The 20,676-nt window shown below is 59.4% G+C and carries 18 protein-coding genes and 1 pseudogene; 8 read left to right on the top strand and 11 right to left on the bottom strand.

The annotated features are described in order from the left end of the window. Nucleotides 1-36: 36 nt before the first annotated feature. The 4 genes from sdhA to AMM41_RS06570 form a co-directional block, all read right to left on the bottom strand. Nucleotides 37-1,842: a succinate dehydrogenase flavoprotein subunit gene (gene sdhA / locus AMM41_RS06585; RefSeq protein ID WP_089954865.1), complete on the bottom strand. Its 1,806-nt coding sequence runs from the start codon at nucleotides 1,840-1,842 to the stop codon at nucleotides 37-39. A 53-nt stretch (nucleotides 1,843-1,895) separates the two neighbouring features. Next, nucleotides 1,896-2,261: a succinate dehydrogenase, hydrophobic membrane anchor protein gene (sdhD, locus tag AMM41_RS06580; RefSeq protein WP_089954861.1), complete on the bottom strand. Its 366-nt coding sequence runs from the start codon at nucleotides 2,259-2,261 to the stop codon at nucleotides 1,896-1,898. 33 nt (nucleotides 2,262-2,294) lie between these two features. Beyond that, nucleotides 2,295-2,726 carry a succinate dehydrogenase, cytochrome b556 subunit gene (gene sdhC, locus AMM41_RS06575; RefSeq protein WP_089954858.1) on the bottom strand — a complete coding sequence of 144 codons (432 nt, stop codon included), beginning with the start codon at nucleotides 2,724-2,726 and terminating at the stop codon, nucleotides 2,295-2,297. A 129-nt stretch (nucleotides 2,727-2,855) separates the two neighbouring features. Next, the gene (locus AMM41_RS06570) at nucleotides 2,856-3,641 is read right to left on the bottom strand and encodes a GntR family transcriptional regulator (RefSeq protein ID WP_089954856.1); all 786 of its coding nucleotides are present in this window, start codon (nucleotides 3,639-3,641) and stop codon (nucleotides 2,856-2,858) included. Nucleotides 3,642-3,879: 238 nt separating this feature from the next. Here AMM41_RS06570 and AMM41_RS06565 point away from each other — a divergent pair, with 238 nt between their 5' ends. From AMM41_RS06565 to acnB, 4 genes are all read left to right on the top strand, one after another. Beyond that, nucleotides 3,880-4,866, top strand: a complete 987-nt coding sequence (locus AMM41_RS06565; RefSeq protein ID WP_089955300.1) for a malate dehydrogenase — start codon at nucleotides 3,880-3,882, stop codon at nucleotides 4,864-4,866. Between the two features lie 110 nt (nucleotides 4,867-4,976). Beyond that, complete coding sequence (locus tag AMM41_RS06560) at nucleotides 4,977-5,903, top strand: HpcH/HpaI aldolase/citrate lyase family protein (protein WP_233261132.1); 927 nt, start codon at nucleotides 4,977-4,979, stop codon at nucleotides 5,901-5,903. A 29-nt stretch (nucleotides 5,904-5,932) separates the two neighbouring features. Then, the gene (locus tag AMM41_RS22190; RefSeq protein WP_228769127.1) at nucleotides 5,933-6,538 is read left to right on the top strand and encodes a hypothetical protein; all 606 of its coding nucleotides are present in this window, start codon (nucleotides 5,933-5,935) and stop codon (nucleotides 6,536-6,538) included. A 25-nt stretch (nucleotides 6,539-6,563) separates the two neighbouring features. Further along, nucleotides 6,564-9,155 (top strand): bifunctional aconitate hydratase 2/2-methylisocitrate dehydratase, encoded by a 2,592-nt coding sequence (acnB, locus tag AMM41_RS06550; RefSeq protein WP_089954850.1) that lies wholly within the window; start codon nucleotides 6,564-6,566, stop codon nucleotides 9,153-9,155. 274 nt (nucleotides 9,156-9,429) lie between these two features. Here the strand turns inward: acnB and AMM41_RS06545 are convergent, their stop codons facing one another. After that, complete coding sequence (locus AMM41_RS06545; RefSeq protein WP_089954847.1) at nucleotides 9,430-10,140, bottom strand: pseudouridine synthase; 711 nt, start codon at nucleotides 10,138-10,140, stop codon at nucleotides 9,430-9,432. Here AMM41_RS06545 and yaaA point away from each other — a divergent pair. The 4 genes and pseudogenes from yaaA to AMM41_RS06525 all read left to right on the top strand — a co-directional run bounded on the left by yaaA (nucleotide 10,139) and on the right by AMM41_RS06525 (nucleotide 12,674). Beyond that, complete coding sequence (yaaA, locus tag AMM41_RS06540) at nucleotides 10,139-10,915, top strand: peroxide stress protein YaaA (RefSeq protein ID WP_194944633.1); 777 nt, start codon at nucleotides 10,139-10,141, stop codon at nucleotides 10,913-10,915. The genes AMM41_RS06545 and yaaA overlap by 2 nt on opposite strands. Nucleotides 10,916-10,917: 2 nt before the next feature. Further along, complete coding sequence (gene queF / locus AMM41_RS06535; RefSeq protein WP_089954840.1) at nucleotides 10,918-11,775, top strand: NADPH-dependent 7-cyano-7-deazaguanine reductase QueF; 858 nt, start codon at nucleotides 10,918-10,920, stop codon at nucleotides 11,773-11,775. Nucleotides 11,776-11,843: 68 nt separating this feature from the next. After that, a pseudogene (locus AMM41_RS06530) lies at nucleotides 11,844-12,053 on the top strand (DUF6429 family protein); the annotation flags it as partial. 180 nt (nucleotides 12,054-12,233) lie between these two features. Then, complete coding sequence (locus AMM41_RS06525; RefSeq protein WP_089954836.1) at nucleotides 12,234-12,674, top strand: PACE efflux transporter; 441 nt, start codon at nucleotides 12,234-12,236, stop codon at nucleotides 12,672-12,674. 89 nt (nucleotides 12,675-12,763) lie between these two features. Here AMM41_RS06525 and AMM41_RS06520 read toward each other — a convergent pair whose 3' ends face one another. The 6 genes from AMM41_RS06520 to AMM41_RS06495 all read right to left on the bottom strand — a co-directional run bounded on the left by AMM41_RS06520 (nucleotide 12,764) and on the right by AMM41_RS06495 (nucleotide 20,653). After that, nucleotides 12,764-14,191 carry a DUF1501 domain-containing protein gene (locus tag AMM41_RS06520; RefSeq protein WP_089954833.1) on the bottom strand — a complete coding sequence of 476 codons (1,428 nt, stop codon included), beginning with the start codon at nucleotides 14,189-14,191 and terminating at the stop codon, nucleotides 12,764-12,766. 7 nt (nucleotides 14,192-14,198) lie between these two features. Next, nucleotides 14,199-15,956 carry a DUF1800 domain-containing protein gene (locus AMM41_RS06515; protein ID WP_089954828.1) on the bottom strand — a complete coding sequence of 586 codons (1,758 nt, stop codon included), beginning with the start codon at nucleotides 15,954-15,956 and terminating at the stop codon, nucleotides 14,199-14,201. A 176-nt stretch (nucleotides 15,957-16,132) separates the two neighbouring features. Beyond that, on the bottom strand, nucleotides 16,133-16,453 hold the full coding sequence (locus AMM41_RS06510) for a type II toxin-antitoxin system PemK/MazF family toxin (protein ID WP_089954824.1): 321 nt from the start codon (nucleotides 16,451-16,453) through the stop codon (nucleotides 16,133-16,135). Then, nucleotides 16,447-16,701 carry an AbrB/MazE/SpoVT family DNA-binding domain-containing protein gene (locus AMM41_RS06505; protein WP_089954821.1) on the bottom strand — a complete coding sequence of 85 codons (255 nt, stop codon included), beginning with the start codon at nucleotides 16,699-16,701 and terminating at the stop codon, nucleotides 16,447-16,449. The genes AMM41_RS06510 and AMM41_RS06505 overlap by 7 nt, the downstream gene beginning before the upstream one ends. A 323-nt stretch (nucleotides 16,702-17,024) precedes the next feature. After that, nucleotides 17,025-18,140: a lipocalin-like domain-containing protein gene (locus tag AMM41_RS06500; protein ID WP_089954819.1), complete on the bottom strand. Its 1,116-nt coding sequence runs from the start codon at nucleotides 18,138-18,140 to the stop codon at nucleotides 17,025-17,027. Nucleotides 18,141-18,145: 5 nt separating this feature from the next. Beyond that, a complete protein-coding gene (locus AMM41_RS06495) occupies nucleotides 18,146-20,653 on the bottom strand; it encodes an FtsX-like permease family protein (RefSeq protein ID WP_194944632.1) in 2,508 nt (835 codons plus the stop codon). Nucleotides 20,654-20,676 lie beyond the last annotated feature (23 nt).

Raw genomic sequence — 20,676 nt, 5'->3', positions numbered from 1 at the left:
TGGACCGCCAATGAGGGTGAGCGGTCCAGACAATCTTTAGAAAGTACGAACCTTGGGTGGCACGGAGTCCACAGTCAAAGGCTTGAGCTTGACCGGCTTGTAGGTCAGGCTGTTGTCGGCGCTGTGCCACAAGGTGTGCTTCATCCAGTTGGCGTCGTCGCGACCCAATGGGGCCACGGCGTCATCGGCTGGGCGCTCGTAGTCGCTCACGGTGTGGGCACCCCGGCACTCGCGGCGGGCAGCGGCCGAAACCATGGTCGCTTGGGCAGCTTCGATCAGGTTGTCCACTTCTAGGGCTTCGATGCGGGCGGTGTTGAACACTTTGGAGGTGTCCTTCAGGCCAATGGCATTGACGCGCTCGCGGATGGCCGCGATCTTTTGCACGCCTTCGTCCATGGAGGCCTGGGTGCGGAACACGCCAGCGTGTTGCTGCATGGCGGCACGCATGTCGTTGGCCACGTCTTGGGCGTATTCACCGCCACGGCCTTCTAGCTTGTTCAAGCGGCTCAGGGTGAAGTCTGCAGCGTCGGCAGGCAAAGGCTTGTGCGACTTGGTTTTGGAAGCGAAGTCCACGATGTGGTTGCCCGCTGCGCGGCCGAACACCAGCAAGTCGAGCAAGGAGTTGGTGCCCAGGCGGTTGGCACCGTGCACCGACACGCAAGAGCATTCGCCCACCGCGTACAGTCCGTTGACCACGGCGTTGTGGTCGGTGGGGTTCTGGATGACGACTTGGCCGTTGATGTTGGTCGGGATACCGCCCATCTGGTAATGGATGGTGGGCACAACAGGAATCGGCTCTTTGGTGATGTCAACGTTGGCGAAGTTGACACCAATTTCGTACACCGAGGGCAGACGTTTGTGGATGGTCTCAGCACCGAGGTGGTCGAGCTTGAGCAGCACATAGTCCTTATTCGGACCGCAGCCACGGCCTTCCTTGATTTCCTGGTCCATGGAACGGGACACGAAGTCACGCGGGGCCAAGTCTTTCAGGGTGGGGGCGTAGCGTTCCATGAAGCGTTCGCCATTGCTGTTGAGCAAGATCGCGCCTTCGCCACGGCAGCCTTCGGTCAACAACACGCCAGCACCAGCCACGCCGGTGGGGTGGAATTGCCAGAACTCCATGTCTTCGAGCGGGATGCCTGAACGGGCAGCCATACCCAAGCCGTCACCGGTGTTGATGAAGGCATTGGTGGAGGCGGCATAAATGCGGCCAGCACCACCGGTGGCCATCAGCACGGTTTTGGCGTGCAGGATGTGCAAGTCGCCCGTTTCCATCTCCAGTGCGGTCACGCCGACCACATCGCCTTCGGCGTCCCGGATCAAGTCCAAAGCCATCCATTCGACAAAGAAGCTGGTTTTGGCAGCGACGTTTTGTTGGTACAGGGTGTGCAGCATGGCGTGACCGGTACGGTCAGCGGCAGCGCAAGCGCGCTGCACGGGCTTTTCACCGTAGTTGGCGGTGTGGCCGCCAAACGGACGCTGGTAAATGGTGCCATCGGGGTTGCGGTCAAAAGGCATGCCCATGTGTTCCAGGTCGTACACGACTTTGGGGGCTTCACGGCACATGAATTCGATCGCATCCTGGTCGCCGAGCCAGTCGGAGCCCTTGATGGTGTCGTAGAAGTGGTAATGCCAGTTGTCGTCCGACATGTTGCCCAAGCTGGCACCGATGCCGCCTTGGGCCGCCACGGTGTGCGAACGGGTGGGGAACACTTTGGACAGCACGGCGACATTGAGGCCAGCACGGGCCAGTTGCAGCGAGGCACGCATGCCCGAACCACCGGCGCCGACGATCACGACGTCAAACTTGCGGGTGGTGATTTTGTCTTTGGTATAGCTCATGGTTTATCTTGGTTGGTGTGGTTTCAGCGCAATGACAGGCGAGGGCTGACGCATCACAGGCGCCACAGGGCCTGAACAGCCCAGCCAGCACAGCCGATCAGCCAGACGAGGGTGAAAACGTGCAAGGCCAGGCGCACGGCCAAGGGCTTGACATAGTCCATCCAGATGTCACGCATGCCCACCCAGACGTGGTACAGCAGGGAAAGGATCACGCAAAAGGTCAAGACCTTCATCCACTGGGAAGCAAAAATACCCGCCCATTCTTCATAACCGATGGGACCCGTGGTGAAGATCACCTGGGCCAGCAAAATCACGGTGAAAAGGGCCATCAAAATGCCGGTCACGCGTTGCGCGAGCCAGTCACGAAAGCCGTAGCCTGCACCGGTCACGATGCGCTTGGAGCCGTAGTTCACGGACATAGTGGAGTTTCCTTTTTGTTGTTAGGGGGCAGATCAGTACAAGCCGAACAGCTTGGCACCCAGCACGGCTGTGAGGCCAATGCTCAAAACCAAGGTGACGATGGCCGAAGACTTGCCGAACTCTTTGGTCACGGCGTGGAAGGTGTCCATGTACAGGTGACGCAGACCTGCAATGAAGTGGTGCAGGTATGCCCAGATCAATGCCAGGGCGACCAGTTTCATGAACCAGCCCGGTACAAAACCAATACCGATGTTAAAAGCGGCAGAGAACTTGGCAAACGAAATTTCGGACGAGATGGAGTTGTCAAACATCCAGATGATCAGCGGCATCAGCAAAAACATCAGAAAACCGCTGATGCGATGCAAGATGGACACAATGCCGGCCACTGGAAGGCGGTAGCTGGGCAAGTCTTTCAGGGCGTTGATGTTGCGGAATTCAGGCCGCTTGCGGGCGAGTTCGGTCATGTGGGTACTTTCTGGGTGTAACGCGTTCTTGACATTTGAGGCTAACGATCGAATTCTATTGCAACGCAGCAAACTGACATGAGCATTTCAGCGACAGTCTCAAAACAGACTTGTAAAGGGTGGTTTTCATCAATTCAGGGCGTTGTGGTAGTGGTGGGTGTCGGTGCGGTAAAAACCGCGCCGCAGTTCCATGGGGGTGTCGTTGTAGGTGTAGGCCACCCTTTCGACACTCAGCAAGGGGGTGTTGCTGGCCAATTGCATCAACTCTCGCTGAGACTTGTCCGCCAAGACCGCCCGAATTTTTTCTTCTGCCCGCACCATTCGTACGCCAAATTCGGTCTCAAACAGCGCATACATGGGGCCGTGATAGGCCGTCAGCCTTTCTGCAGTCAAGCCTTTGAAAGGGACACCCGGCAGCCACAGATCTTCCAAAATGGTGGGAATGCTCGCAAAAGACAGGACGCGCCGCACTTGCAAGACGGCGTCTCCGGTCCTCAGCGCCAACGCTCTGGCAATGTCGGCCGAGGCGCGTAAACGCTTGCAATCGACGATTTGACGCTGGGCAGGGCCTTCGGTGTTCAAGTCACCTTGGTCGGGCACGAGTTTCAAAAAACGGTATTGCACCTGGTGCTCGGCATGGGTGGCCACAAAGGTGCCTTTGCCTTGCTTGCGGATCAAAAGGTGGTCACTGGCCAATTCGTCGATGGCCTTGCGCACCGTGCCCTGGCTGACCCGGTAACGAGCAGCGAGTTCCATTTCGCTCGGGATGGACTCGCCGGGCTTCCACTCGCTGGACTGCAGACTTTGCAAAATCAACCCTTTGATTTGCTGATAAAGGGGGCTGAATGCCGGAGTCACGGCGGCGGCCTGTACAGCAGGCGAGGCAGCGTCGGTCGGTGTCAAAGGGAGGTTCATGGGCGCCAATGCTTCATGCGGTCAGGTGCATGTCAGATGCCGCATCATATCTTATATAAGACATAAGACAAATTGACGAATCAGGGTTTTCGCGGGTACACTCCTTGGCTGTTTGCCAGCGCTTTTGGCCTATTTGGTGGGTTGGGGGTGCGGGTCCGGTGCGCTGGACAGCCTTGCTGACACAGATGTTGGCAACGGACTGCAACCCTTGTTTACAACACTTCTGGAGTTTTCCACCATGAGCAAAAAGCCCGTCCGCGTTGCCGTCACCGGCGCAGCAGGTCAAATCGGTTACGCATTGTTGTTCCGCATCGCCTCAGGCGAAATGTTGGGCAAAGACCAGCCCGTCATCCTGCAATTGCTCGAAGTGCCCGTTGAAGGCCCCCAAAAAGCGCTCAAGGGCGTGATGATGGAACTCGAAGACTGCGCATTCCCATTGCTGGTGGGCATGGAAGCCCACGGCGACCCCATGACCGCATTCAAGGATGTGGACTACGCCCTGTTGGTCGGTTCGCGTCCACGCGGCCCTGGCATGGAGCGTGCCGAGTTGCTGGCCATCAACGGCGCCATCTTCACTGCACAAGGCAAAGCCCTGAACGCGGTGGCTTCGCGTGACGTGAAAGTGCTGGTCGTGGGCAACCCCGCCAACACCAACGCTTACATTGCCATGAAGGCCGCGCCTGACCTCAAGCCCGGCAACTTCACTGCCATGTTGCGTTTGGACCACAACCGTGCTCTGTCACAAATCGCAGCCAAGACTGGCAAAGCCGTGGCCGACATCGAAAAACTGTGCGTCTGGGGCAACCACTCGCCCACCATGTACGCCGACTACCGCTTTGCCACCATCAACGGCGAATCGGTCAAGGACATGATCAACGACCAGGAATGGAACGCCAACGTGTTCCTGCCCACCGTGGGCAAGCGCGGCGCAGCCATCATTGAAGCCCGTGGCCTGTCTTCGGCGGCTTCGGCTGCCAATGCGGCCATCGACCACATGCGCGATTGGGCCCTGGGCACCAACGGCAAGTGGGTCACCATGGGTATCCCATCACAAGGCTGGTACGGCATTCCTAAAGACGTCATGTTCGGTTTCCCCGTCACCTGCGAAAACGGCGAATACAAAGTCGTGGAAGGTCTGGACATCGACGCCTTCAGCCAAGGCTGCATCGACAAGACGCTCAAAGAGTTGACCGACGAGCAAGCTGGCGTCGCTCACCTGATCTGATTTCAGGCCGAGAAGTCCAAGTGAGCCATCCTCGCGACGTACTGTTGGGAGCACAAGCCGGAGCCGTCCAGCTGCCGGTGTGTGACCATTACTCTGGTGTCGAAGCGAGGATGCGTAAAAGCCTTCAATTGCAGGCAGACATGATGCAAGAGTTCGGTGCTTGCGTCTTTGATGTCACCCTGGATTGCGAAGATGGTGCACCCGTGGGTGGCGAAGCCGAACATGCCGCCTTGGTCACCGAGCTGGCATTGGCCGCTACGGCTGCCAACCCTGGGGCCCGTGTGGCCGTGCGTGTCCATCCTGTCGATCACCCCTCTTTTGATGCCGACATGGCGCTGATTGCGGCCCAAGCGGGTTCATGCCTGTCGCACATCATGGTGCCCAAGGTCGAAACCGTGGCCGATGTTGAGCGTGCGCAAGCGGCCCTGTTGCAAGCAGGGGCAGGCCATTTGCCACTGCATGTGTTGATTGAATCACCGGCAGCCGTGCACCGGGCATTTGACATCGCTGCCCACCCCCGTGTGCAGTCGCTGAGCTTTGGCCTGATGGACTTTGTCTCGGCCCATGGCGGGGCCATACCCGCAGAAGGCATGGGCATCCAAGGCCAATTCACGCACCCCTTGGTGCTGCGAGCCAAGCTCGACATCGCCAGTGCCTGTCACGCGCACGGCAAGGTGCCTTCGCACTGCGTGGTGACCGAATTCAAGAACACCGAGGCCATGCGCATGGCCGCCCACAAAGCCGCTTGTGAGCTGGGTTACACACGCATGTGGAGCATCCACCCGGACCAGATTCGCCCCATTTTGGCTGCCATGTCCCCCAGCGAGGCGCAGATTGAGCAGGCCAGCGCAATCGTGTTGGCTGCTCAGGCCGCTGCATGGGCACCGATCAGTCATGCGGGACAGCTGCATGATCGGGCCAGCTACCGCTTTTTCTGGCAGTTGCTCGAGCGAGCCCATCAGACCGGTTGTTCCTTGCCCCCCGAAATCCGATTGTTTTTTTCTGAACCCGTGGCTTTGTCCGGAACTGGTTCATGATGGCTGTTTCAAACCTGAGGTCGCTTGTCATGAAACCAGTTTTTGTCATTGTCTCGGTGCTGCTGCTGCCTTGGGCCGTGGGTGCACAAACCGCAGTGCCTGTGACCAAGCCTGGCGTCAGCAAGTCGGCAAACTACAAAGCGTCGTCCAAAAAAGCGGTGGACAAAAAGAAGACCCAACCCAAGACCCGCGTTTCACGCCAATCCGACCCTCTTTCACGACCCCAGTGGTTGCAGCCAGCGGCGGCGGTGCACACCCCCCTGCCCATGGGAGTCGACGAATTGGCCATCGCAGAGCGGGTCCATTTGGGCCGTTTGCCCTGCGAATTGGGGGCCAGTGTGAGGCTCGAAGCCGATGCCACCCAGCCTGGCTACTTCCACGTCTTGGGCAAGGGCTTTCATTACCGCATGCACCCTGTGACGACCACCACGGGAGCCATTCGGCTGGAAGACAAAAAAGCCGGCGCTGTCTGGCTGCAATTGGCCAACAAATCCATGTTGATGGACCAAAGCAAAGGCCGTCGTCTGGCTGACGAGTGCGCACACCCCGAACAAATGGCCTTTGCCGAAAACATGAAAACCAACCCACCCCCCGTCCTGTTTGACACAACAGGCATGGGGCGTCCCAACGATTAATTTTGACTGACCGGAGAAAAAAACCATGTTGAAAGCCTACCGTGACCACGTAGCCGAGCGCGCAGCGCTGGGCATCCCTCCACTGCCACTGGACGCCAAGCAAACGGCTGAACTGATCGAGTTGATCAAAGCCCCCGCCGCAGGCGAAGAAGCCTTTTTGATGGACCTGCTGACCCACCGCGTGCCCCCAGGCGTGGACGATGCGGCCAAAGTCAAGGCCTCGTTTTTGGCCGCTGTCGCCCATGGTGAAGTTCAAGTTGGCCTGATTTCCAAAGCCAAGGCCACCGAGTTGCTGGGCACCATGGTCGGTGGCTACAACGTGCACCCCCTGATTGAGTTGCTGGACGACGCCGAAGTGGCCGCCGTGGCCGCTGAAGCCCTCAAAAAGACTTTGTTGATGTTTGACTTCTTCAACGATGTGGCTGAAAAAGCCAAGTCTGGCAACGCCAAGGCCAAGGAAGTCATGCAAAGCTGGGCCGATGCCGAGTGGTTCACCACCCGCCCTGAAGTCGAGAAAAAAATCACCATCACCGTGTTCAAGGTGCCAGGCGAGACCAACACCGACGATTTGTCGCCAGCGCCTGACGCCTGGAGCCGCCCCGACATCCCATTGCACTACTTGGCGATGTTGAAAAACACCCGTGAAGGCGCCCCCTTCAAGCCCGAAGAAGACGGCAAGCGCGGCCCCATGGCCATGATCGAAGAGCTGAAGAAAAAAGGCCACTTGGTGTCTTACGTCGGCGATGTGGTGGGCACAGGCTCCAGCCGCAAATCAGCCACCAACAGCATCATCTGGGGTTTTGGCGAAGACATCCCCTTTGTGCCCAACAAGCGTTTTGGTGGCGTGACTTTGGGCGGCAAGATTGCCCCCATCTTCTTCAACACCCAAGAAGACTCGGGCGCTTTGCCGATCGAAGTGGACGTGACTGCCCTGAACATGGGCGACGTGGTGGACGTGTTGCCCTACGACGGCAAGATCGTGAAGAATGGCGAAACCATCACCACCTTCCAACTCAAGAGCGATGTGCTGTTTGACGAAGTGCGTGCTGGTGGCCGTATCAACTTGATCATCGGCCGCAGCTTGACCGCCAAGGCGCGCGAGTTCTTGGGTTTGCCCGCATCCACCGTGTTCCGTTTGCCCACAGCACCGATCAGCACCAAAGCTGGCTTCACATTGGCCCAGAAGATGGTCGGTCGCGCCGTCGGTCTGCCAGAAGGCCAAGGCGTGCGCCCCGGCACTTACTGCGAACCCAAGATGACCACCGTGGGTTCACAAGACACCACCGGACCGATGACCCGCGACGAACTGAAAGACCTGGCTTGCTTGGGCTTCTCGGCCGACATGGTCATGCAGTCCTTCTGCCACACCGCAGCGTACCCCAAGGCCGTGGACGTCAAAACCCACCGCGAATTGCCCGCCTTCATCAGCAACCGTGGCGGCGTGTCCCTGCGTCCTGGTGACGGCGTGATCCACAGCTGGCTCAACCGCCTGTTGTTGCCCGACACCGTCGGCACCGGTGGCGACTCGCACACCCGTTTCCCCATCGGCATCAGCTTCCCCGCTGGCTCCGGTCTGGTGGCCTTCGGCGCGGCCACAGGCGTGATGCCTTTGGACATGCCCGAGTCGATCCTGGTTCGCTTCAAAGGCGACATGCAGCCTGGTGTGACCCTGCGCGACCTGGTGCACGCGATCCCGCTGTACGCCATCAAGCAAGGTCTCTTGACCGTGGCCAAGGCTGGCAAGATCAACGAATTCTCAGGCCGCATCCTGGAAATCGAAGGCCTGCCTAACCTGAAAGTTGAGCAAGCATTTGAGTTGTCCGACGCGTCTGCCGAACGTTCTGCTGCGGGTTGCACCATCAAGCTCAACAAAGAGCCTGTGCAGGAATACCTGAAGTCCAACGTGGTCTTGATGAAAAACATGATCGCCGACGGCTACAAAGACGCCCGCACCTTGGCCCGCCGCATCGAAAAAGTCGAGCAATGGCTGGCCGCGCCTGATTTGCTCGAAGCCGACAAAGATGCCGAGTACGCACACGTCATCGAAATCGATTTGGCCGACATCAAAGAGCCGATCGTTTGCTGCCCCAACGACCCCGATGACGCCAAGTTCCTGTCTGAAGTGTCTGGCACCAAGATCGACGAAGCCTTCATCGGTTCGTGCATGACCAACATCGGCCACTTCCGCGCAGCCGCCAAGCTGCTCGGCGGCCAGCGCGACATCCCTGTCAAGTTGTGGGTGGCACCCCCCACCAAGATGGACGAGAGCGAGCTGATCAAAGAAGGTCACTACGCCGCGTTTGGCACAGCCGGTGCCCGCACCGAAATGCCCGGCTGCTCGCTGTGCATGGGCAACCAGGCGCAAGTGCGCGAAGGCGCGACGGTGGTGTCGACTTCCACCCGCAACTTCCCCAACCGTTTGGGCAAGAACACCAACGTGTACTTGGCCTCTGCCGAGCTGGCCGCCATCACCTCCAAGATGGGCAAGTTCCCCACTGTGGCCGAATACCACGAAGCCATGGGTGTGGTGAACAAGGACGGCGAAGCCATCTACAAGTACCTCAACTTCAACCAGATTGAAGAGTACGTGGAGAACGCCAAGGGTGTGACCGCTTAAGTGTTGGCGCAAAACTGAAGAAACGGCTCAAGGAGTGATCCTTGGGCCGTTTTTTTTTAACTGGCGGCAACTTCAACAGCGAATTGCGCCCGATCAGCCTGAAGGCATGAACCAGATCAAGGTGCAGCAATTTTGTAGGAGCGACGCCCCCGTCGCGAAACCCCCCGCAGACCACCCCGCATCGCCCCGAGTGCGGGGCTAGTCACCTGTAGGAGCGACGCCCCCGTCGCGAAAACCCCCGCAGTCCACCCCGCATCGAGATGCCTCACTCGATTCAAGCAACGATAGGCATCTGAAAAGCATCCCAAAGCCCCCACTCGCTGGGCAGGGAAGATGCCAGATGCAGCCGCTGCCCGCTGACCGGATGAGGTAGTTCCAGACTTTCTGCATGCAACCACAGCCGCTGCAACCCGATCAAATCTGCCACAGCCCGGTTGAGTGGCCCTTTGCCGTGTGTGGCGTCGCCAATGATGGGGTGGGCGATGTGCTTCATGTGGCGGCGCAGCTGGTGGCGGCGGCCGGTCAGCGGCTCCAGCGCCACTTCGGCGCAGCGGGTGGTGGCAAAGCCTTGCTGCGGCAGCGGTAGTTCAAAGCGGCGCAAGGTGGCAAATCGGCTTTGGGCGGGCTGAATTTCGATGCGCTCAGTGCGCATGTCGTCGGGCATGCGCTTTAAGGGGTGGTCGATCAGGCCCTCAGGCAAAGGCCAACCGCGTACCACAGCGCGGTAGGTTTTTAGCAGGCCAGCGCCGCTTTCAAAACCCTGCCCCAACGAGCGGGCCACCTCGGCGCTCAGCGCAAACACCAGCACGCCGCTGGTGCCTTTGTCGAGCCGGTGCACGGGCCAGACGTGTTGCCCGATTTGGTCGCGCAGGGTTTGCAGCACAAAGCGGGTTTCACCCCTGTCCAAAGGCGTGCGATGCACCAGCCAGCCGGCGGGTTTGTTGACGATGGCGAGATAATCGTCCAAGTAAAGGATGTCGAGCATGTTGTTCTTATTGTCACCCGCCAAATCTCTGGATTACGAAACCCCCGCTGCGGGCGTGCCGCACACGATGCCGCAGTTTGTGCCGCAATCGCAGGCCCTGATCGAGGTGCTGCGCCAAAAGTCGCCGCAGCAAATCGCCGAATTGATGGACTTGTCGGACGCGCTGTCGGCCCTGAACGTGGCCCGCTACGAGGCCTGGGTTCCGAAGTTCACTGCCAAAAATTCCAAGCAGGCCGTGCTGGCCTTCAATGGCGACGTGTACGAAGGCCTGGACGCCAAGAGTCTGTCAGCACAAGACCTGGACTGGGCGCAAACCCATGTGGGCATTTTGAGTGGCCTGTACGGCGTGTTGCGCCCGCTGGACTGGATGCAACCCTACCGGCTGGAGATGGGCACCACGCTCCAAACCGACAAGGGCAGCAACCTCTACAAGTTTTGGGGGCCGCAAATTGCCGAGTACCTGAACACCCAGCTGGCCAAAGACAAAACCCCGGTCATCGTGAACCTGGCCTCGCAAGAGTATTTCAAGTCGGTCGACCGCAAAACCCTCAAGGCCCGCGTGATCGAGTGCGTGTTCGAAGATTTCAAAGGCGGCAAATACAAAATCATCAGCTTCAACGCCAAACGGGCGCGGGGCTTGATGGCTCGGTTCGCCATCCAAAACAAGATCACCCACCCCGAAGGCCTGTTGAGTTTTGATCTGGAAGGCTACGCCTACGACTCGGCCGTGTCCGAGCCAGACCGTCTCGTTTTCCGTCGCAAGGTGCAAGCATGAGTATGAACTCCCCAGAACACACACCCGAGCAGTCACAGCTGGGCAAGTCCAGCGCCTATGTGGACCAGTACGACGCCAGCCTGCTGTTCCCAATCCCCCGCGCCACCAAACGCGCCGAAATCGGTGTCACCGGGCAGCCCGTGTTTTTTGGGGCCGACCTGTGGACCGCGTTTGAGCTGTCCTGGCTCAACACCAAGGGCAAGCCGCAGGTGGCACTGGCGCACATCACCGTGCCTGCCGAAAGCACACACATTGTGGAGAGCAAGTCCTTCAAGCTGTATCTCAACAGCTTCAACAACACGCGGCTGGAGAGTGCCGACGTGGTGCGCGACATGATCCGCCGCGACATCAGCGCGGCCATCTGGCACGGCGGCACCATGCAGGCCAGCGTGGGTGTGAAGCTGCTGCTGCAAGAACAGTTTGACGCCGAGCCCGTGCACGAGCTCGACGGCCTGAACCTCGACCGCATGGACATCGAATGCAGCCGCTACCAGCCCGCGCCCGACTTGCTGACGGCCAAGCAAGACGAGCAGCCGGTCAGTGAAACGCTGGTCAGCCATTTGCTCAAAAGCAATTGCCTGGTCACCGGCCAGCCCGACTGGGGCAGCGTGCAAATCACCTACAGCGGCCCGCAGATCGAGCAAGCGGGTTTGCTGCAATACATCGTGAGTTTTCGCAACCACAACGAGTTTCATGAGCAATGCGTCGAGCGCATCTTCATGGACATCTGGACGCGCTGCAAACCCACCAAGCTGACGGTCTACGCCCGCTACACCCGCCGCGGCGGGCTGGACATCAACCCCTGGCGCACCAGCGCACCGGGCGCATTGCCGCCCAATGTGCGCACGGCGCGGCAGTGAAATTTATGCGAATGAACCAGCGCATACATCTGTCGCCTTCAAATCAACCACAAAAGAATCAAGCCACCATGGACACCGACCGCATTGACAAGGCCGTGCTGGCCCTGTTGCAACTGACCCTGCACGATGGCAACCGGGCCTGGAAGGGGTTTGACTGGGATGTTCTGAACCGCCTCTGCGACCAGGGTTTCATTGGTGACCCGATCAACAAGAGCAAATCGGTGGTCTTGACAGAAGAGGGTTTGAAAGCCTCGCGCCAGCTGTTTGAGGAATTGTTCAACCGGCCCCAAGCCGAGCCGTTGGCCGCAAACGGCCAACGAGTTGGCGATGTGAATGCAGCGCTGGCATTCTTGAGCCGTCAAGGCGGGCAAGCCCCTGAAGATCAGGATGTGTTGCCTTCTTGAATTCTGCAACGCCTTGCTGGCCACCTCACCGCCCACCTCACCGCGTTCGCCAACATGACCCCCACTAGCCGCCGCGTTCTCCAAGCCCTTTTGTACGAGGCCATTGCCATCGCCGTGGTCGGGCCCGTGTTGAGCCTGGCCTTTGACAAGTCGCCCGCCTCCACATTGGGCCTGGCGGTGGTGTTGTCGAGCATTGCACTGACATGGAACTACGTCTTCAACTCGCTCTTTGAGCGCTGGGAGTCGCGCCAATCGGTGCGTGGCCGCTCCTTTGCCCGACGGCTGGCTCATGGGGCGGGTTTTGAGGGCGGCTTGGTCATCATTCTTTTGCCTGTCATGTCGCTGTGGCTGGACATCTCGCTCACCGCTGCCTTGGTGGCCAATTTGGGCCTGCTGGCCTTCTTTTTCTTTTATGCCATTGCATTCACCTGGTGTTTCGACCGGGTCTTCGGCTTGCCCGCATCGGCCCAAGTGGGCGCTGCAGATCGGCCCTGATGGTGTGTGTTGGTGGCGCAGGGTTGATGGCGCGGTAGACGTGCACAACACTCGCTCTGAACGCCGTGTCCCATGTCCACGGCGGAGATTCAGGCGCTGAAAAACCCCAAGTCGGGCTGGTCAAAACGGTTGATGTTGGGGAACAAAGCACTGACCTCGGTCGGGCTGACCCCCATCCACTTGGCCAAGGTGGCGCCCAGTTGGTCGACGCTGGTGGTGGGGATCAAGCGCCCCTGACCCAGGTCGTTCGGGCCATTGTGGGCCTGTAAGGGCCACTTGCCCCAAAAGCGCCGACCGCGAACGGCACCACCCATGATCAGATGGTGCGCACCCCATCCGTGGTCGCTGCCGTCACCGTTGCTGCTCAGCGTGCGGCCAAAGTCGCTGGCCGTGAAGGTGGTCACATTGTCTGCCATGCCCAACTCGGTCATGGCGGATTGGAAGGTGCTCAAGCCGTTGGCCAGTTGCCCGAGCAAGCCGGGGTGCTGGGTGAGCAAAAAATCGTGGTTGTCAAAGCCCCCGATGCTGACAAAGAAAACCTGTCGTTGCGCACCCAGTGTGCTGCGTCCCGCAATCAGCCGGGCGACCATTTGCAATTGGCGACCCAGGCTTTGGGTGGTGTCGAATGTGGCTGAAAACGGCAAGGCATTGGCATTGCCCAATGCGGCTTTGACGGTGGCTTGGGCGTTGATGGAGCGCAAAGCCACGCGGTTGAGTTCGGCCTCCATCCAGTGCGTGCGCGACGCCGTGATCATTTTGTTCAGAGCTTGGCTGCATGCCGCTGACCCAAACAAATTCGAGACCACCCCGTTGACGGGGACCGCGCCACTGTTGCTGATTTGGTATTGCACCGCCTGATCACCCATCAAAAAAACCGCATTGCCGCTGGCGTTGATGCAGGTGAATGTGCTGGTGGCGTTGCTGGACAAAAACAGGTCGCCCATGGCACCGCCCCAGCCTTTGGTGGACCCTTCGGCACCGCTGCTTTGCCAAAACGATTGTTGGTCGTTGTGGCTGAACAGCTTGGGCGGCAATCGAACTGACTTGGCCAGGTATTGCACTTTGGTGGTGGGCTCCATCAGAGAGCCCACATTGAGCAGCCAGCCCAGTTGGCCGGCGTCAAACAAGGGTTTGAGCGGCAACAGTTCTGCCGCCATGGCCAGTTGTGTTCCATTGACGCCAGTGCCTGTCAGCGGCACTCTGGGTGACAAGGTGGTAGCGATCAAACTGGCCCGTGGAGCCACCAAGCCACCCAGGTCGGTGGTGCCTCCACGCAAGCTCGCCAAATTGGCGTGACTGGCCACGTCAACGGGCACCAAGGTGCGGCCGTTGTCGTTGCCACCCGCTAAAAAGACGCAAACCAGCGCTTTGTAGCCTCCACGGGCATCGGCAGCGGCGGCTTCACCCAGGGCCGCAAGGTTCAAGGCCCAAGGCGCAGCCATGCCAGCCAAGCCCAGTTGTGCAGAGCGCCGCAAAAATTCGCGGCGCTGTAATTCAGGCAGTCGATTGAGTTTCATGGGCGGCTTATTTCTGGATCAGGTATTCAGGACAGGCCATCACCAACAAGATGGCCGCTTTGACGCGGTTGAGTTGGCCTGTTGCATTCGCTGCGCTGATGGTGGCCACGGCGGTGCTCAATTCAGACAAAGTCGTGGCGGGGATGGCGTCTGCCGCCAGGCGCAAATTCAGGTGCGCCAAAAGCTTGGGTGCGTCAGCCGCAAGGCTCAGCTCGTGAGCGTAATTGGCGGTGACATCACCACTGGCGATGCCATTGCCGATGACCGACTGCATGTAGTTGAGGTAACCCGCCACTGTGCTTTCGTTGAGCAGCTGAAACTCCGGGGCCGTGATCTGGTTGGCAGCCAATTCATGGCCCGGTGGCACATAGCCTGGGCGAAAGAAATTGAACACCGATGGGCTGCGCCAGGGGCTTTGGCCCAGGCGGCTGGCAGGGTCGCTGGTGTCACCAATGGCCCAGCGACCTGTGGTGCTGGTGATGCCGAAGCTGCGCCCCCATTGCACAAAACGGTGCACCGGCTCACGCAGGCGGCCCGATGCATTGCCTGAGGGCGCAGCGCGTACTTCAGAGTCAAGCAAAACGGCGCGCAGGGTGGCTTTCAAGTCACCGCGTACGCCGCGCCCATTGTTGTTGAACACGGCGGCAACACGGCCCACGTAAGCGGGGCTGGGGTGGCTCATGGTGAAGCGCTGGATGAGTTGACGCCCCATAAAAGGCCCCACGTTGGGGTGATTGGCCAAGGTGTCCAAGGCCAAAGACAGCGCTTGTGGGCCACTGAGTGAGCCCGCGATGGTGGTGCCCAAAACTGTCTTGTCGCCAGTTTGGAAGTTGGCGGTGTTGTGTTTCATGGGGCGGGTGACATGCGCGTAATCCATCGCATCCACGCGATCGCGTTCCCAACCAGTGAACACGCTGGCCAGTTGGCTGATGTCTTGCGGCGAGTAACTGTCGATGGTTTGGCCGTTGTTCAGGCGCGGCGTGCCATCGCTGTTCAGTTGCACCAAGCCGATGCTGAACAACTGCATGACTTCGCGGGCGTAGTTTTCGTCGGGCACGCGACCCGTGAACGTGTCTTCCTTGCGGTTGCCCAACATGTTCAGGTAACTGCCCATGCCCACGCTGAGGGTCACTTCTTGCAAAAGCTGTCTGTAAGTGCCAAAGGCATTTTTCTCCAGCAAGTCGGCGTAATGGGCCATGCACAGGCCCCGCCATTCGATGGGCAAACCCTGCATGGACACCACAAAAATCTCGGACAAGGCCAGTGTCATGCGCTGACGCACGGGGTCGGGACTGCTCATCAACTTGAGCCAAATGGCGTTGTCAGTCCCCGTGAAGTTGCTTCGGTTGGCTTCTACGGCATAACCGTTGGCCACCATCCAGTCGTAGCGCGTGATCGCTTGCACAGGCAGGTCCAATTGCGAATCCAACCAGTTGGCGAAGCCCGAGGCTTTGACCGCTGCAATGGATTCGGCCGAAGCTGAAAACCCCGCTTGATTCAGGAAGCGAACAGCCTCTGCGTCGGAGGGGGCGGACGCAGAATTTGTGCCATTTTCACTGCCGCCACTCCCGCCACTCCCACCCCCGCACGCTGTCAGCAGCAGGCCGGTCGCAGCCAAGGGCGTGCTCTTGAGCGTGGGCGAGGACAAGCCCAAAGAAGCCGTTGGCTCAACAGACGGGGCAAAGACCTCGGATGGCGCTTGGCTGCACACTGCTGCGCCAAGAGAGGGGACAGTGTGTGGGGCGCAGGGTTGGACGGGATTCATAGGTGTTCATGTGGACATGATCACCTGATTTTAGTTATTTTGTAATCACTTGAGACTCACCCGGTACGGTGACGGCCGCTCAACAAGGTACTACCCCGCAATAGAAGGCTGGTCCGAGGACGATGCCAAGTTGGGCAAAGCCAGTCGGAAAGTGGATTGATGGGGGTTTTGCCTGCTTACGCCGCGAACACTTCCTGCAGCGTGGTCAGGGCCGCCGTTAATGTCTTGGCAGACACAGCGCCCAGTCGCTTGACCAAGCGCAGCTTGTCAACCGCCCGAAGCTGATCCAGCACGATCAAGCCCTTGGTGCCAGCATGGGTGACTGGCACCCGAAACGGCGCGGCAAAACCCTTGGAGGTCATGGGTGCCACCATCACGGTGCGCAGGTGGTCGTTCAACTCTGCCGGGGACAGCACGACGCAGGGCCGCGACTTCTTGATTTCGCTGCCCACGGTCGGGTCCAGGTTCACCAGCCAAATGTCGCCGCGCTTCACCAGCCCAACTCCTCGTCGTCCAGGTTGCCGAACTCACCCATCAAAAGCGCATCACCACCTTTGGCGGACACGGCTGCAGCAGCCTCTGCCCAACCCGCACGAACGGTTTTGACGGGCTTTCGCAAGACGATCGAGCCGTTTTCCACTTGGATGATGGCGGTTGCCTGACCGTCCAGCCCGACTTGGGCCAGAAACGGCTTGGGCAACACCACGCCTTTGCTGTTTCCGATGTTTCGAATTGCAATTTCCATGAGAGGCCTCCTGTTGCAACAATGTTATTCCATGATGGATGGATTCTCAAGAGAAAATTGGCAGCCATTTGAGCTCATCGTTGGCGCTTGCCAAGACGGATCATGCTTGTCCTTGTGTAGGTCATGGCGTAGCCATGAATGGGCGCATATGAAAAAAAGAGTTTGCCCTGACAAGCCAATTCCCAAGACCCGATTGGGAAGATGGCCTCAAGCTGGGGTCAAAGCCATTCAAGAAGGCCACTGCAACATGTTGCCAGTCCAAGCGATTGGCCCCATGGTTCAGGGCCAGATCGCACCAAAAGACAGCCAAAATCGTGCAAGGGTCAAATTTTTAAAGGTGCGCCGTAACCCGTCAGCTCCAAATAACCATGGCCGAGCAAACGCTCGCCATGCATCAGACTGACCGCACCTTCCCAATAAAAACCGCCCGTGCTGGCCCGTGCATCGACCTCTTGGCCCAGCATGAGCGGCACCAAGCTATAGCGCTCTTGACCCACCCACAAGTCCATGGGGATGGGGTAGTCGATCAAGGACTTGGCACGCCAACGGCCTGCGCTCTGCCACCGCATACCCTGCCAGCCTTTGGCAGGGCGGCCTGCTGCGTCACGGGCGTCCACATGGGCATAAATCGCAGCCGCTTTGTCGTTGCGAATCCGAAAAGCCATCAGCGTGCCGCCGTCGAGCAAGTTGATGCCCAACCAGTCCCACCCCACGGCCCCAGGCATCATCAATTGGCTGGACCACTCGTGATCGAGCCAAGCTTTGCCCTCGAGCGTTTGGGTTTGCTTTGCCAAAGTCACAGCGGCTTTCACACGCAATGGCGCACGGCTGTAATAGTGGCTGGCCTGCAGGGCGGCTGGGCCTTTGGACGAAAAGCCCTCTTGGCCACGCAAAAGGGCGGGCTGCGCAGCGCTGGCATCCAAAGACACGGCAAAACCTTCGCCTGCAAAGCGGCCTGCGTACACCTCGCCCGCTGCGCCTTGCACACGGCGCAAGTGCCAATCTTCAAACTGCACATCGGTGTCCGTTGTCTCTGCGCGAAGCAGGGTTCCGTTCAAACGACCCGCCCGGTTGGCATGTGAAAAAACATTTTTGGCGGCCACCGCCACGGCCGCATGCGCAAAAAGCAATTGGGTTGGGGCCAGTCGGCTGGGGTTCTCTGGCGAATGCTGGGTTCGGCTGCGGAAAAAGGTCAACTGAAAACCCATGGCCGTCGGGCCTTGGCCCAGCCATCCCGTCAGGTACCACCACTCGGTGCGGTAGTCGGGGTGTGAACCGTGATCTCTGGGAAAGTTCAAGCGACGCGGTTTGACGGGTGGATAAAACGGAGCCTCTAAAGTGGACGCAGCGGCAATCTGCGTGGGCCAGGCTGACAGGCCTGCCACCATCATGGCGGCGGTTTGTAGGGCGAGCCGCCGATTTGCAGGGGGTTGTGTCATGTCATTCACCAATCGGCCCTCAAGCTCTCTGCCAAGCGTTTGGAATCCAGCCCTTGGCCTGCCGCCCAACGCGCCGCCAGCACGCCCAGCATCAGCAGCACAGCACTGATCGCCAACCACTGCCCCACATCCCAATGCGTGTTCATGGTCCAGTGGAAAGACTCAGGGTTCACTTTGTGGATCAAGATCTGGCTCATCAACCCTCCCAAGACACTGGCCCACACCACGGCCACAGCCAAGAGCAAACCAACCTCCAAAGACACCAGGCGCAAGCTGTCTTGGTGTGATAGACCCAAGTGCGCCAGCAAGCCGAACTCGCGCCGCCTCAAAAGCAACTGACCGGTGACACCCGCCGCCACCGAGAACAGGGCCACAAACAAAGCTGCGGCTTCCAGGGCGTAGGTCATGGCAAAGCTGCGGTCAAAAATTTTGAGCGACAGCTGACGCACATCGCTGGCGCTGATCCATTTGAGTTGCGTGAGTTCAGGCACTTGGCGCTGGATGTTGGCGATGACTTGCGCCGTGTCTGCACCGTTTTCCACCCAAACCGAAACGCTGGAGCGCGAACGGTCGCCCGTGATGGCCTCGTAGTCTGCGGTCGACATGATCACCGAGCCGTGTTGGCGGCCGTAGTCTCTGTACAAGCCGCCGACCCACACTTTGGACGGGCCTTGTGGGCCCAGTGGCAAGCTGGCTTCTTCGCCCACACGCCAGCCGTACAAATCGGCCATGGCCTCAGAGCCAAAAACCACCCGATGCTTTTGCCCATCCACAGCTGGCAACTTGGACAAACCCACCAAGGCCACCGACTGCATCGGGTCTTGCAAGTTCACAGGCTTCGCAATCAACACCACCTCAGGCCGGTCGTTGACGATGCGCAGATTTCTTTGACGGCTGGTTTCCACCTTTTGCACTTGAGGCACTTGGGCCACCAAAGACTGCACCGCCGGGTCAAACCCTGGCTGATCGACCATGGACTGGCTGCTGGTGTACAGGTCAGCGGGCAAGACCAAACCCAACCAATCCGACACCGAGGTTCTGAAACTGCTGACCATGACCATCATGGCCACGGTCAATGAAAACGCCGCCACCGTGCCCGCAATCAAAGGCGTGGCCGCAGAGGGCGCTTGCGCCAGCCGCCACACGGCCAAGCGCACCACCGCAGGCACGCGCACAGACGCCACCCTGCGCGACAGCGCACCCCAGAGCTTGGACAAAATCCACGGCACCGCCAAAAGCCCGGCGCACAGCAGCGCTGCAATCGCCCCGTAGGCCGCCCAGGGCAAGCCACCCAGCGTGGGCAACATCAGCAACACAACGGCCAGCGCAGCGCTCAACAAACTCCATTTCAAAGTGGGCAAGCTCAGCACCAGGGTTTCGGCTTGGCCCGCACGCAACAAAGCCATGGGCCGACGCCAATGGATTTGCGACAAAGGCAGCCAAGCAGATGCCAAGCCCATCAGCACCGCGGCCATGGCAAAAACAAACAGCGCCACCCAGTCAATGACCATGGCAGCGGGTGCGCCCGAAAAGTAGTTGCCGCCCAAGTCACCCCCCACGATACGCATCAAAACGGCCGCCAACAACAAGCCCATGCCCACACCCAAGGCACCGCCCAAAGCACCAATCAGCCCGCCTTGCGCCCAAACAAAGCGCCGAAGCCACGACTCGCTGGCCCCCAGCACGCCCAACAATGCCAACTCGCCCCGCTGACGAACAACGGACAAATGCACCGCTGTGGACACCAAAAATCCCCCCGTGAGCAAGGCCACCATGGCCAGCACCGTCAGGTTCACCCGGTAGGCCCGCGACAGCAGCGACATGCGCCGGTCGCGGTCTTGTGTGGCCACCAATTGCAGGGGTTCAGACTGCGCTTTCAAGGCATCACTCAGCCCCTGAGTGCTTTGCCAGTCTTCGAGGCGCAGGTCCAGTCTGGACACCACACCCAGTCGCTTGAAGGCCCATTGCGCACTGCCAATGTCCATCACACCGATCACTTGACCTTCAGCGCCTGGCACTTCACCCGCCACCCGCAAGGACACCGAATCCAGGCCATGCCGCAGAGTGATGCTGTCGCCCACTTTGACATTCAAACCGTCCAAGGCTGCACGCGACAAAAACAGTGTCTTGGCGTTGAAAAAATCACCGGCATCGCCTGTGGAAGAGGGTGACAAAGAAGGCAGCAAAGACGGCGACACCACGGCGGCTTTGAAAATATCCAGGCCCAGCACCGTCAGTTGCTCGGTGCGCACCACCAGCACAGGGCTCACGGTGTGAATGCCCAAAGCCGCCCGGCGGCGGTCCCAATGTTCGATTTGCCGGTCATCCATTTCGCCCAAAGGCGCGACCAACTGCGCCGATGCTTGGCCATTGACCGTGTCCAAGGCTTGGCCAAACGAGGCGAGTGCCGAATGGTTCACGGTGTGAATGGCCACCGCCAGCATGACGCCGATGGCCACCATCACCAGCGCGACCAACCAGCGCGTCCAGGCTTGGATGGAAGCACCTTTCAAGAGCCAAAGGAAAAGGACCTGCT

The organism is Limnohabitans sp. 2KL-3 (assembly GCF_001269405.1).
Taxonomy (GTDB): domain Bacteria; phylum Pseudomonadota; class Gammaproteobacteria; order Burkholderiales; family Burkholderiaceae_C; genus Limnohabitans_A.
The sequence above is the reverse complement of the archived record's forward strand: the minus strand, read 5'-3'. Positions and strand labels throughout refer to the sequence as shown.